Below are 12,771 nucleotides of genomic sequence, written 5' to 3'. Positions count from 1 at the left end.
GCATGCAGGGCCGCCGAAGGGGCCGGCCACCACGGACCGACCAGCGCCGCCGTCCACTTACCGGGCGGGAGGTCACCCGCCACCACAGACCTTTTTCATAGCTGCGTCCTTGCCGATGAGGTCATCGAGAGCTGCCTGATATTCGGCGTCAGTTGCGACGCCATAACTACCCTTCGCCGTAAGCGTCATGTATGTCTTCGCCAACGCGCGCGCGGCGTCACGGTCGCTGGCATCGAGAGCAGGATTCGCCGCTGCCATTTCGAGCATGACTGCGCCATTTGTAGTGGCTATGCGCGCCAATGCCTTGTCACTCCCGGCGGTATCGATCTGCACGGCCTGTGCTGCCAGTTTGTACATGTCGCACAGCTGCCGTTGAGCGGCGGCGGTCTCGGCAGCGGTGTAAGTAGGCGTTGTCGTTGCAGCAGATGGAGCCGGCGACGTGGAATTAATCAGGGCCACGATCAGCGCCCCGACCGCCACCACAGCAGCGATCGCGGCCACGACGATGGCGGGCCAACTGCGTGGGCGTGGCATGGGCGACGATGCTGGAGCGGTCACGTGGCAGATCGTATCGCCGGACACCGGCTTGCCGCTTGCGCCAGATCGCCCCCCACCTGGGCATGCCGTCGGCAGATGCGGTATCGGGGGCCCCCCGACAGCAGTGAGGTTGTGGCGGGGATAGGCGTTGAGCACCGACTCTTGAATTGCGGCGATGCGGTCGCGCAGCAGTTCGGCTTCGTTGTCGGGCACACCGGTTTTGCGTACGGCCGGCACCACGATGACCTGGGCTATCCGCGGCAGACCGTCGCGGCGGCGCACAGCCTCAACCAACGTGGGCCCGAGTTCGTCGACCTTCGGTACGGCCGAGCGCGCTGACCGATCCCCCGTAAGCCCAGGCGCGTCCGCGCCCGGCTCGGCAACGTAGGCGTGGGGCTCATGCGCCGCCGCGACCACGACGGCGCCCAGCAAATCGACGACGCCGGCATCGCGGCGTCGTGCGGTTGGCTCCAGCAGCGTCACGTTCGCGGGCAATCGCACATGGGGTGGAATCCACCCGCCGGCCAGATCGGTGACCAGCAGGCTGGTGATGCCGTCCTCGCGCAGCCCGGCCGCCCACCACAGGCGCGGTTCCTGGCGGGCCACCGCATCCACCATCCGCTGCAGCCGTTGCTGCTCGGCCACCCCGGCCGACACCGCGCCGGCCGACGCCCCGGCTGTGGCCGAAACCGCCCATGCGCCGACCATCGACGCCGAGCCCGCGCCGGCCTGGCCAGCCGCGGCTTTCGCGGCCGCGCGCTCCACCGGAGAAACCACCGCGCCCCCGGCCGACGCAGACGACGCCGCCGAGGATGCCACCGGCGCGCCGGAGACCGGCGCGGCCGTGGCCGGGGCCGTGGCGGGGGCCGCTACGACAGGTGGCCGTAGATCAGAGCCGTACGCCGGCAGCGGCCCCGCGGGCACGGCCGGGCCGCCCGCCGCCGCCGCGGGTGCCGACACCGGCCCGGCGGTCAGCACCGCCGGCGCGACCGGGACACTACTCGCGGTCGACGCCGGCGGGGAGTTGGGGGTGTTCGACGGCGCATCCACTGGACCGTGTTTAGCGGCCGATTCGATACCGGCAGCCATGGCCAGCGGCGCAGGAGCCGACCCCGACTGGATCGCGCTCATCGCCCCCTCCGACAGCGACTGCGCACCAGCCGCGGCCGGCTGCCCCGACGCCATCCCGGTCGCCAACGACTGCCCAATCGACCCGGGCGACACGCCCCGGCCCACGGCCGCCGGCGACAACGACGGCGCACCCGGCATACCCGGCGCCGCTGGTACCCCAGGGCCGACCACCGGCGGACCACCACCAGCGGGGGTTGCGACTGGTGGTGCGGATGGCACAGGTCCTGCGCTGGCACTCCAACTGGAACCACCTGGCACTTGCTGCGGCGACTGTGAACCAACGGCCTGGACATCACTGCCCACAAAGTTGCCACCACCCACCATTTGTGGCGGCGCCACCTCTTCGGTGCCCTGACCACTCCCGAAGCTATCGCCGCGCGTGCCAGGGCCGGTCGGCGCTGACTCAAGACCGTCCGTTCTGATCGGGGATGGTGGTGGAGCGTCGTCGATGTTGAACCCGTTCGCCCGTGCCCACGTTCGGGCGTCGCCACCGATATCTTCGGCTTCGAGGATCTTCTGTGTGGCCGCCATGATCTTGTCGACGGCGTTGCGGGATGCGTTCGCCGCATCAGCGTTGCACCTCGCTTGGATCGCCTGTATGTCCGCTATTTGCTCTGGCAGCGGCTTGTTCGACGCAAGAACGTCGTCGATTTCTTTATTTCCTTCTTCTGCGATTTCGGTCAACCGGCTCCGCAGATAATCGATGGCGCCGGCGGCGGCTTCGAAGGCATCTGATTTTATTTGATATTTTTCCGCCTTACGGCCTTCCGATTGCGCTCCCTGATAATACCGGCCGATGAGATCCTCGGCCGTTCTTCCCTGATTCCGGGACAAAAGTTCACGCTGGTTCATCAGATTCCGAGCTAGTTCGTCCTTCTGCGTCGCCCAAGTCGCCCAGTGTTGTGCCGCGGCCTGCAGGGCCGCCGACGGGGCCGGCCACCACGGCCCGACCAGCGCTACCGTCCACCTACCGGGCGGGAGATCACCCACCACCATTCGCGCACACCTGTCTCATCGCAGCGTCCTTCGCAATGACGTCATCGAGTGCGGCGCGGAACTCGGCCTCGGTGACTACGTCGCCGCTACTCTTCGCCGTGTCCGTTAGGTATGCGGTCGCTAGCGCTCGGGCCGCGTCGCGATGTTTGGCATCGAGAGCCGGGTCAGCATCTGCTTCGTCGAGCATGGCCGCGGCGTTGGTGAGTGCGATACGGGCAAATGCCGGGTTGTTGCCGTTCGTGTCGACTCCTACGGCACGCGCCACCAGCTTGTAGGTGTCGCACAGCTGCCGTTGAGCGGCGGCGATCTCGGCGGCGGTGTAAGTAGGCGTTGTCGTTGCAGAAGGCGGGCCCGCGGATGTGGAATTAATCAGGGCCACGATCAGCGCAGCGACCGCCACTACAGCAGCGATCGCGGCTACGACGATGGCGGGCCAACTGCACCTACGTGGCATGGGCGACGATGAAGGCGCGGTCACGTGCCAGATCGTATCGCCGGACACCGGCTTCCCGCTTGCGCCAGATCTCCCCCACCTGGGCATGCCGTCGGCAGATACGAAATCGGGGACCCACCAACAAGGGCTTGGTCGTGGCGGGGTAACCGTTGAGCACCGACTCTTGAATTGCGGCGACGCGGTCGCGCAGCAGTTCGGCTTCGTTGTCGGGCACACCGGTTACGCACGGCCGGCACCACGATGACCTGGGCTATCCGCGGCAGACCGTCGCGGCGGCGCACAGCCTCAACCAACACGCTGGTTCTCCAGATTCCGAGCTAGCTTAGCTAGCTCGTCCTTCTGCGTCGCCCAAGTGGCCCAGTGTTGTGCGGCGGAATGCAGGGCCGCCGACGGGGCCGGCCACCACGGCCCGACCAGCGCTACCGTCCACTTACCGGGCGGGAGATCAGCCGCCACCATTCGCGCACACCTCTTTCATCGTGGCTTCCTTCGCATTGACATCGCCGAGTGCGGCCCGGTACTCGGCTTCGGTGAAGGCATCGCTACTACTCTTCGCCGTGAGGGTGCGATATGCGGTCGCTAGCGCTCGGGCCGCGTCGCGATGTTTGGCATCGAGAGCCGGGTCAGCATTTGCTTTGTCGAGCATGGCCGCGGCGTTGGTGAGCGCGATACGGGCAAATGCCGGGTTGTTGCCGTTCGTGTCGACTCCTACGGCACGCGCCACCAGCTTGTAGGTGTCGCACAGCTGCCGTTGAGCGGCGGCGATCTCGGCGGCGGTGTAAGTAGGCGTTGTCGTTGCAGCAGATGGAGCCGGCGACGTGGAATTAATCAGGGCCACGATCAGCGCAGCGACCGCCACCACAGCAGCGATCGCGGCCACGACGATGGCGGGCCAACTGCACATACGCGGCATGGGCGGCGATGAAGGCGCGGTCACGTGGCAGATCGTATCGCCGGGCACCGGCTTCCCGCTTGCGCCAGATCGCCCCCACACGGGCATGCCGTCGGCAGATGCGAAATCGGGGACCCACCAACAAGGGCTTGGTCGTTACCGGGGTAACCGTTGAGCACCGACTCTTGAACTGCGGCGACGCGATCGCGCAGCAGTCGGCTTCGTTTTCGGGCACACCGGTTTTGTGTACGGCCGGCTTCACGATGACCTGGGCTATCCGCGGCAGACCGTCGCGGCGGCGCCCAGCAAATCGACGACGCCGGCATCGCGGCGTCGTGCGGTTGGCTCCAGCAGCGTCACGTTCGCGGGCAATCGCACATGGGGTGGAATCCAGCCGCCGGCCAGATCGGTGACCAGCAGGCTGGTGATGCCGTCCTCGCGCAGCCCGGCCGCCCACCACAGGCGCGGTTCCTGGCGGGCCACCGCATCCACCATCCGCTGCAGCCGTTGCTGCTCGGCCACCCCGGCCGACACCGCGCCGGCCGACGCCCCGGCTGTGGCCGAAACCGCCGATGCGCCGACCATCGACGCCGAGCCCGCGCCGGCCTGGCCAGCCGCGGCTTTCGCGGCCGCGCGTTCCACCGGAGAAACCACCGCGCCCCCGGCCGACGCAGACGACGCCGCCGAGGATGCCACCGGCGCGCCGGAGACCGGCGCGGCCGTGGCCGGGGTCGTGGCGGGGGCCGCTACGACAGGTGGGCGTAGGTCTGAGCCGTACGCCGGCAGCGGCCCGGCGGGCACGGCCGGGCCGCCCGCCGGCGCTGCGGGTGCCGACACCGGCCCGGCGGTCAGCACCGCCGGCGCGACCGGGACACTATTCGCGGTCGACGCCGGCGGGGAGTTGGGGGTGTTCGACGGCGCATCCACTGGACCGTGTGTAGCGGCCGATTCGATACCGGCAGCCATGGCCAGCGGCGCCGGCGGCGCCGGCGCCGTCATCGGAGCAGCAGCCTGCGGCGCAGGAGCCGACCCCGACTGGATCGCGCTCATCGCCCCCTCCGACAGCGACTGCGCACCAGCCGCGGCCGGCTGCCCCGTCACCATCCCGGTCGCCAACGATTGCCCAATCGACCCGGGCGACACGCCCTGGCCGACGGCCGCCGGCGACAACGACGGCGCACCCGGCATAGCCGGCGCTGCTGGTACACCGGGGCCGACCACCGGCGGACCACCAGCGGCGGGGGTTGCGACTGGCGGTGCGGATGGCACGGGCCCTGCGTTCAGAGGGCCACCCGTGGGGCCAACGACCGCTGGCGAAGATGTCTGCGTGCCGGCGCCCTGGACAAACCCCGTGCTGCCACCACTGCTAGGTCCGCCGGCGGCAGTACCAACTACCAGCGGCGACGGCTCGCGTGTGCCGGCGCCTGTGACACTTTCGGGGTTACCGCCACCAATGCCCGGATAGTTAGGGCCGCCTGCACCTCCTACCGCGGAATCCAGGTCGTCCGTTCTGATCGGGGATGGTGGTGGAGCGTCGTCGATGTTGAACCCGTGTTGACGTGCCCAGGTTCGGGCGTCACGACCGATATCTTCGGCTTCGAGGATCTTCTGCGTGGCCACCATGATCTTGTCCACGGCGTTGCGGGATGCGTTCGCCGCATCAGCGTTGCACCGCGCTTGGATCGCCTGTATCTCCGCTATTTGCTCTGGCAGCGGCTTGTTCGACGCAAGAACGTCGTCGATTTCTTTGTTTCCTTCTTCTGCGATTTCGGTCAACCGGCTCCGCAGATAATCGATGGCGCCGGCCGCAGTTTCGAAGGCGCCTGATTTTATTTGATATTTTTCCGCCTTACGGCCTTCCGATTGCGCTCCCTGATAATACCGGGCGATGAGATCCTCGGCCGTTCTGCCCTGATTCCGGGACAAAAGTTCACGCTGGTTCATCAGATTCTGAGCCAGCTCATCCTTCTGCGTCGCCCAAGTCCCCCAGTGTTGTGCCGCGGCATGCAGGGCCGCCGACGGGGCCGGCCACCACGGCCCGACCAGCGCTACCGTCCACCTACCGGGCGGGAGATCACCCACCACCATTCGCACATACCTGTCTCATCACGGCGTCCTTCGCGATAATGTCATCAAGTGCAGTGCGATATTCCGCATCGGTGGCAACACTCCCCATCGCCGTCGTCGTGCGGTACGCCGTCGCTAACGCACGGGCAGCGTCGCGGTGTTTGCTATCAAGAGCCGGATCCAGAGTTGCGTTGTCGAGCAGCGCCGCAGCATTGGTGAGTGCAATACGGGCCAACGCACGGTCCGTTCCGGTCGTCTCGACCTGCACCGCGCGCGCAGCTAGTTTGTACGTGTTACACAGCTTTTGTTGCGCGATGGCGGTCTGAGCAGCAGTGGACGTAGGCCCCGAAGTCGCAACCGGGGCCGCGGATGTGGAATTTGTTAGGGCCACGATCAGCGCAGCGACCGCCACTACAGCAGCGATCGCGGCCACGACGATGGCGGGCCAACTGCACATACGTGGCATGGGCGGCGATGAAGGCGCGGTCACGTGGCAGATCGTATCGCCGGACACCGGCTTCCCGCTTGCGCCAGATCGCGCCCACCCGGGCATGCCGTCGGCAGATGCGAAATCGGGAACCCACCAACAAGGGCTTGGTCGTGACCGGGGTAACCGTTGAGCACCGACTCTTGAACTGCGGCGACGCGGTCGCGCAGCAGTTCGGCTTCGTTGTCGAGCACACCGGTTTTGCGCACGGCCGGCACCACGATGACCTGGGCTATCCGCGGCAGACCGCCGCGGCAGCGCACAGCCTCAACCAACACGCTGGTTCATCAGATTCCGAGCTAGTTTAGCTAGCTAAGCTAGCTCGTCCTTCTGCGTCGCCCAAGTGGCCCAGTGTTGTGCTGCGGCCTGCAGGGCCGCCGAAGGTGCCGGCCACCACGGACCGACCAGCGCTACCGTCCACCTACCGGGCGGCAGATCACCCACCACCACAGACCTTTTTCATGGCCGCATCCTTGGCGTTGGCATCGTCTAGGACAGCCCGCCATTCCGCGTCGGTGGCTACACCCTTACTGCCCATCACCGACACAGTGCCATATGCCGTCGCTAGCGCGCGTGCGGCGTCGCGGTGTTTGGCATCGAGGGCTGGGTTGGCGGCTGCGTTGTAGAGCATGACGGCGCCATTCGTGGCCGCGATACGGGCCAGCGCTTCGTCATTGCCGTTCGTGTCCACCCGGACCGTACGTGCTTCGCGCTTGTACGTGTCGCATAGTTGCCGTTGAGCGGCGGCGGTCTCGGCGGCGGTGTAAGTAGGCGTTGTCGTTGCGGAAGGCGGGGCCGCGGATGTGGAATTTGTCAGGGCCACGATCAGCGCAGCGACCGCCACTACAGCAGCGATCGCGGCCACGACGATCGATGGCCAACTGTATATGCGTGGCATGGGCGACGATGCCGGAGCGGTCACGTGGCAGATCGTATCGCCGGACACCGGCTTCCCGCTTGCGCCAGATCTCCCCCACCTGGGCATGCCGTCGGCAGATGCGAAATCGGGGACCCACCAACAAGGGCTTGGTCGTGACCGGGGTAACCGTTGAGCACCGACTCTTGAATTGCGGCGACGCGGTCGCGCAGCAGTTCGGCTTCGTTGTCGGGCACACCGGTTACGCACGGCCGGCACCACGATGACCTGGGCTATCCGCGGCAGACCGCCGCGGCAGCGCACAGCCTCAACCAACACGCTGGTTCCCCAGATTCCGAGCCAGCTCGTCCTTCTGCGTCGCCCAAGTGGCCCAGTGTTGTGCTGCGGCCTGCAGGGATCCCTCAGCGCGCTGTTTAGGTCGATGTAGCCAAATCCAATGTCGTCGGCAAGTGACGACAGCTCATCGGCGTCCAAACCATCGAGTGGGGTCGGATATTGCCCGACGTCGACAGGGCCGTCATGTTTGCCAACAGGGTGGTCAGTGCATCGCCAAACTGTCGACCGTCACGTAATTCCCCAGGGCTGCCGTCACGGAATTCCCCAGGTGCGGGCCTCGATGGTATGTGTACCGTGCCCGCGGTGGCGTTGTCTAGCTGACGCTGCGTCCGGGCCGTTTGCGGGGCCGGTAGCTGGGTCCGTCCATGAGGATCTGGTAGCTGCTGTTGATGATCCTGTCGAGTAGCGATTCGGCGACGACCGGGTTCGGGAATAGGCCGTACCAGTCGTTGGGGGCGCGGTTGGAGGTCAAGATCAGCGGCTTGCCGCTGACCGCGCGTTCGTTGATTAGCTCGTAGAGGTCGTCGGCGTGCATGGTCGTGTGCTCGCGCATCGCAAAATCATCAAGAATCAACACGAGCGGTTTGGTGTATTCGCGGATGCGTTGGCCCCAACTGCGGTCGGCGTGCCCGCCGGCGAGGTCGGCGAGCATCCGAGAGGTTTTGGCGAAACGGACGTCGCCGCCGCGTCGGGCTACAGCATGCCCGAGTGCTTGTGCCACATGGGTTTTGCCTACCCCAACGGGTCCGTAGAGGATGACCGACTCGCCGGCGTCGAGCCAGCGCAGCGCGGCCAGGTCGCGCAGTATGGCGGCGGGCAGTTTCGGGTTGGCGGAGAAGTCGAAGGATTCGAAGGTGGCTTGTTCTTCGAACTTCGCGCGGCGGATGCGCCGTGTCAGGGCGGCCGATTCGCGGCGGGCGATCTCGTCCTCGCACAGTGCTTGCAGGAATTCGAGGTGCCCGAAGTCGCCGTTGCGGGTCTGGGCTAGCCGGGCGTCGAGGGCGTCAAGCATGCCCGACAGTTTCAGAGTGCGCAGCGCGTTGCGCAGCGCGGGGTCACAAATACCCATGAAGTCGTGTTCTCCTTGTGAAATAGCTTATGTGGGTTGTGATTCGGTCAGATTCCGGGACCCGGGTGACTTTCAGCCGACTCCGCCGGTGTCGCCGGTGGCGAACTGGTCGGGGCCACGCAGGAACGCCGCGGTAGTGGCGGCGGCGCCGGTGGCCGGTTCGGCGGTGGTGGCGTCGTGTTCGGTGCCGGCGGCCAGGATGCCCTTGATGGTCCGATACGCCGGGTCGCCGACGGCGATCGCGCAGGCGCAGGCGGCTTCGAGCCGATCACAGCCGTGCTTGTCGCGCAGCCCGAGCACTCCTTGCGCCGAGCGCAGGTGGTGGATCGCGTTGTCGCGCATGAATTCGGCGATCACCGCTTCGCAGGCGGGGCCGACCTGGGCGGCGGTGTGCCGACACCAGGTGGGGTTTTCATCGCGAAGGCGACCTTCTCCGGCGGGTAGTGGGAGAAGTCGGTGGAGCGCCCGAGGCCCGCCGCACATGGGTGGCGACGACCTCGTTGTGGGCAAAGATCTGCACGATGTCACCGGCGGTGCGGGCGTGCAGGCGCCGCCCGATCAGCCGCCATGGCACGCTGTAGAGGGCCTTGCCGACCTTGAGGTGCGTATCGACCCCCACGGTGCCGATAGACCAGGTGGTGAGTTCGAACGCGTGGCGCGGCAACGGTTTCAACGTATCGGCCTCGATCGCTTCGAACACCCGCAGCGGCTGGCCGCCGTCGAGGGCCCGTGAATGTCGTAGCCCGGCCACCTCCCGGCTCCACCGGGCCGCCTCGCCCTGCATCTGAGCCAGCGAGGTGAACTCGCGGCCCCGCCAGAACGAATCCCGCACATACGGCATCGGCCGCTCGACACGAGGTTTGTCCTTGGGCTTGAACGCCCGGGCCGGGTCGATCAAGCAGTCGTAGTGGGCGGCCAGCTCGGCGTAGGTGCGGTTGATCTTCGGGTCATATAGGTCGGGCTTGTCCACCCCGGTCTTGAGGTTGTCGCACACCAGCCGGGCCGGAATACCATTGAAGAATTCGAATGCCTCGACATGGCAAGTGCACCAGGTGGTTTGGTCCATCCTGACCACAGGGCGAACGAACAGGTGCCGCGAGCACGACAGCACCATGACAAACGCCCACACTGCGACTCGCTTGGCTGTGGCCGGGTTCAGCCACATTCCTAACCGGCCGTAGTCGATCTGCGCTTCGCTGCCCGGCGGCACTTCGCCGCGCGGCACGCTCACCCGAGCACGAGCCACCTCATCGGCGAAATTCATTGCCACCCAACGCCGCACAGAGGACTCCGACACGTCGACCTGATGGTCGTCACGTAGCCGCTGCGCGATCGTGGCGACCGTAACATCGGCGTGCAGCCAGTCCTGATCCGGTCGCTATGCCGGTCGATCAACGGCCACGTCGATGCCCGCGCGCCGCGATCATCCAGTCCGGGAAACCACTGCGCGATCCGCGCCGCCCACTGCTCGGCGCTCAGCGGTTCTCCGCCTGGGCCAATGCCCCGGCGACCGCCGGGGCCAGATACTTGCGGATCGTCTTACGATCCATCCCCAGCGACTGCCACAACTGCACCTGTGAGCGACCAGCCTGCCAATGCGTGTACAACTCGATCAGATCGAACATCTCGATATCTCTCCTCGCCATCAGTGCCCCTTCGTCCGCCGTACTCCGACGGATCAAGAGCGAACATGTGTGCGAGGCCCACACCCGGCAGACACACCGCCCAGGGTGGGGAATTACCTGACAGCCAGGGTGGGGAATTCCGTGACGGACAACCCCTCAAACCTGGGGAATTGCGTGACCGCTGACACCAAACAACCCGGTCGCCCGCGGCGATCCCGGCTGCTCGCGAGCCACCGGATCCACCATGCGCCGCGGCCGCAGCTCCTCGCCAGCTCGGCTTGACGTATCGCCGGCCATCCGCCGCGTAACCGCTAGTCACTGCCGCTGGTCGGCGCGTGGTGGCCAAGCGACTCGGTGCGCCAGCAGTCGACTTGACGCACTGGCCGGGCCAAGTATCAATGATTTCTATGCAGCATGACGCTGACGATCTTCAGGACGAGACAGTCAAGTGGCGGTGGCTGCCGTATGCGTTACAGCGTGTCGGACAAGAGGCCAAACCGCTGTGCGATGGGGCTGTCGAGATCCGGCGATCTGCCCTGGCGATATACGCGACTCACGGCCTCGCCGCACGGGTGGCCGTGCTCTGATCACCGGGACACAAGGCGGGCGGTCAACCATCACCTGGAGTGAGCGTGCATTCCCATCAAAAAGGAGACGACAACAGCGATGACGATTGCGACCCGTCCGGATACCTACTGCCAACCTGAGGGGACGCCGATTGATGATGGGAAGGCGGCCACGAACGCGGATCTAGCGATCACGAGCGCCGCAATCACCGTCGATGACGGCGATTCGGTGGAATGATGGCGATGATGCCGCCGGGCACGATGGGCGCTGCCGAAGGGCACAGTAAATGGGCGTCGGCGCCAAGTTTGCCGAACGGACGACAGGTCAAGGCTAGCTTGGTAATCCCGCCCAGTGAGCCGGTCGCGAATCCTGCTACGGAAATGACGAGACGGACCGCTGACGTCAGCGGCAAGAACGCCGCTGGCCGTGAGGATCGGCGATGAAGGCGTGGCCGGCGTTCGATGTGATTTGTGCTGAGTTTGCACGCCAGTTACAGGACGGCGAAGTGTCCATGGATGCCAGCGGGGCATTCGATTTGTTATGCACTGCGCGGTGGCAGCTCGATAACATGAAACCCGCTACGAGCATTAGGGCGCATGGCCCCCTGTACGAGACCGTGATGGCGGCCCGTGCGCAGGTGTACGAACCCCTGATGCGGCGGTGGCACGCCCGTCGTGAGGTGCTGGATGCGGGACGGGCGCGGTGGTTCGCGGGCCAGCGCGACGTACGTGCGCTGCTGGTGGATCTGCTTAATGTATTGTTGGCGGCCGACGCCGCGGTAGGTGCGGAGCGGGCATACGCGCGTGCGGAGAGGCGGGCGATGGCTGCTGCGGTCGTTGCCGACATTCGTGGCGACGAGTTAGGTATCGCCTCGCAGCGAGATGTGGTGCAGCGTGCTGCGGCTGACGCGCTCCACATGTTGGCAAGCACGGTAGCGCCGTACGGAGATGGTGATTGGTTTCCGCCCTTCGATTTGATCCGCAATGAGGTTGAACGGCGGCTGCGTGGGGAGGTGCAGACCGACGCCTACGCGGCTTGTGAACTGGTCGCCGCGGTGCGAGACCTTGTAGACAACGAACAGCCAGTGAACTACGTGGCGTATGGGCCGCTGTTCCACGATGTGATGGTGGCTCGTGAGCCAGTCTGCAGACGCCTCGTTCGTTTGCGACAGGCCCGCCGGGAAGTCACCAACCGCAACGTGCGCGACGTGCGGGCGCGGCTCGTCGATCTCAACGGTGTCTTACTCGAGGTAGGTACAGTCGTAGGTGTTGAGCAGGCGTATGTGCGCGCGGAATGGCGGGCAATGGCTGCCGCGGTCGTCGCTAAGGTTCGCGATGACAAGCTTGGTGTCGCCCAGCAGCGAGATGCGGTGTACCGTGCCGCCGCCGATGCACTCGACGCGTTGCAGACGCTAGACGCGTAACAAGGCGACGTAACACGTCGCGCTTCGAGCGGCACCAAGGAAAGGGCAAGCATGCCAGTGCCAACACAACTTAGTTTCGCTAATTTCCCGAAAAATCGGAAGTCGGCAAAAGGACAATCAAGCCCGCGCGCAATTATCCCCGTTGGAAAAGTACCGCCCTCCCGCTTGGCCTCTGACGCTTGAATTGCCAGGAATCCCAAAGATACCTTAACGAGCGGCTTACGGCATTCGGGACACCGTCCCGCATACCGGCGGTCCGGGTGTCATCCTCTAGGAAAGCCGACAGTATAGTTGGCAAGGCAATCAACCA

Annotated in this window: 12 protein-coding genes and 6 pseudogenes; 3 read left to right on the top strand and 15 right to left on the bottom strand. The window is 65.9% G+C overall.

What is annotated here, in order from left to right:
- Positions 1–72 precede the first annotated feature (72 nt).
- Both G6N24_RS23940 and G6N24_RS25080 read right to left on the bottom strand, forming a co-directional pair.
- Entirely contained in the window at positions 73–534 is a 462-nt protein-coding gene (locus G6N24_RS23940; RefSeq protein WP_169716070.1) for a hypothetical protein, read from the bottom strand.
- Positions 535–714: 180 nt separating this feature from the next.
- Positions 715–1,155, bottom strand: a pseudogene (locus G6N24_RS25080) (DUF5632 domain-containing protein); the annotation flags it as partial.
- Between the two features lie 1,098 nt (positions 1,156–2,253).
- Between G6N24_RS25080 and G6N24_RS25075 the strand changes: the two are divergent.
- The gene (locus G6N24_RS25075; protein ID WP_163745372.1) at positions 2,254–2,403 is read left to right on the top strand and encodes a hypothetical protein; all 150 of its coding nucleotides are present in this window, start codon (positions 2,254–2,256) and stop codon (positions 2,401–2,403) included.
- Between the two features lie 247 nt (positions 2,404–2,650).
- On the opposite strand, the gene G6N24_RS21200 is transcribed toward G6N24_RS25075, so the two are convergent.
- The 5 genes and pseudogenes from G6N24_RS21200 to G6N24_RS21185 all read right to left on the bottom strand — a co-directional run bounded on the left by G6N24_RS21200 (position 2,651) and on the right by G6N24_RS21185 (position 5,198).
- Positions 2,651–3,118, bottom strand: coding sequence for a hypothetical protein (locus G6N24_RS21200; RefSeq protein WP_407938715.1), 468 nt, complete (start codon positions 3,116–3,118; stop codon positions 2,651–2,653).
- Positions 3,108–3,332 carry a hypothetical protein gene (locus G6N24_RS21195; protein ID WP_163745371.1) on the bottom strand — a complete coding sequence of 75 codons (225 nt, stop codon included), beginning with the start codon at positions 3,330–3,332 and terminating at the stop codon, positions 3,108–3,110. The genes G6N24_RS21200 and G6N24_RS21195 overlap by 11 nt, the downstream gene beginning before the upstream one ends.
- Before the next feature lie 83 nt (positions 3,333–3,415).
- A pseudogene (locus G6N24_RS25065) lies at positions 3,416–3,577 on the bottom strand (hypothetical protein); the annotation flags it as partial.
- 86 nt (positions 3,578–3,663) lie between these two features.
- Positions 3,664–4,118 (bottom strand): annotated as a pseudogene (locus G6N24_RS21190) (hypothetical protein).
- 165 nt (positions 4,119–4,283) lie between these two features.
- Entirely contained in the window at positions 4,284–5,198 is a 915-nt protein-coding gene (locus G6N24_RS21185; protein WP_170296072.1) for a DUF5632 domain-containing protein, read from the bottom strand.
- Between the two features lie 363 nt (positions 5,199–5,561).
- Here G6N24_RS21185 and G6N24_RS21180 point away from each other — a divergent pair, with 363 nt between their 5' ends.
- On the top strand, positions 5,562–5,837 hold the full coding sequence (locus G6N24_RS21180; protein ID WP_163745589.1) for a hypothetical protein: 276 nt from the start codon (positions 5,562–5,564) through the stop codon (positions 5,835–5,837).
- Between the two features lie 247 nt (positions 5,838–6,084).
- Here G6N24_RS21180 and G6N24_RS21175 read toward each other — a convergent pair whose 3' ends face one another.
- From G6N24_RS21175 to istA, 8 genes and pseudogenes are all read right to left on the bottom strand, one after another.
- Positions 6,085–6,567, bottom strand: coding sequence for a hypothetical protein (locus tag G6N24_RS21175; RefSeq protein ID WP_372514531.1), 483 nt, complete (start codon positions 6,565–6,567; stop codon positions 6,085–6,087).
- On the bottom strand, positions 6,564–6,842 hold the full coding sequence (locus G6N24_RS21170) for a DUF5631 domain-containing protein (protein WP_163745588.1): 279 nt from the start codon (positions 6,840–6,842) through the stop codon (positions 6,564–6,566). Before G6N24_RS21170 ends, G6N24_RS21175 begins: the two co-directional genes overlap by 4 nt.
- A gap of 37 nt (positions 6,843–6,879) precedes the next feature.
- Positions 6,880–7,014 (bottom strand): annotated as a pseudogene (locus tag G6N24_RS25060) (hypothetical protein); the annotation flags it as partial.
- On the bottom strand, positions 7,001–7,549 hold the full coding sequence (locus G6N24_RS21165; protein ID WP_407938675.1) for a hypothetical protein: 549 nt from the start codon (positions 7,547–7,549) through the stop codon (positions 7,001–7,003). The pseudogene G6N24_RS25060 and the gene G6N24_RS21165, both read right to left, overlap by 14 nt.
- Positions 7,483–7,677, bottom strand: a complete 195-nt coding sequence (locus G6N24_RS23750) for a hypothetical protein (RefSeq protein WP_170296071.1) — start codon at positions 7,675–7,677, stop codon at positions 7,483–7,485. The genes G6N24_RS21165 and G6N24_RS23750 overlap by 67 nt, the downstream gene beginning before the upstream one ends.
- An 83-nt stretch (positions 7,678–7,760) precedes the next feature.
- Positions 7,761–7,838 (bottom strand): annotated as a pseudogene (locus G6N24_RS25965) (hypothetical protein); the annotation flags it as partial.
- 252 nt (positions 7,839–8,090) lie between these two features.
- Positions 8,091–8,846 (bottom strand): IS21-like element helper ATPase IstB, encoded by a 756-nt coding sequence (gene istB / locus G6N24_RS21155; RefSeq protein WP_163745587.1) that lies wholly within the window; start codon positions 8,844–8,846, stop codon positions 8,091–8,093.
- A 72-nt stretch (positions 8,847–8,918) separates the two neighbouring features.
- Positions 8,919–10,471, bottom strand: a pseudogene (istA, locus tag G6N24_RS21150) (IS21 family transposase).
- A 1,006-nt stretch (positions 10,472–11,477) separates the two neighbouring features.
- Between istA and G6N24_RS21140 the strand changes: the two are divergent.
- Complete coding sequence (locus tag G6N24_RS21140) at positions 11,478–12,461, top strand: hypothetical protein (protein WP_085163156.1); 984 nt, start codon at positions 11,478–11,480, stop codon at positions 12,459–12,461.
- The last annotated feature ends 310 nt before the right edge of the window (positions 12,462–12,771 follow it).

This window comes from Mycobacterium lacus (genome assembly GCF_010731535.1).
Classification (GTDB): Bacteria; Actinomycetota; Actinomycetes; order Mycobacteriales; family Mycobacteriaceae; genus Mycobacterium; species Mycobacterium lacus.
This window is presented reverse-complemented; position numbering and strand designations above follow the sequence as displayed.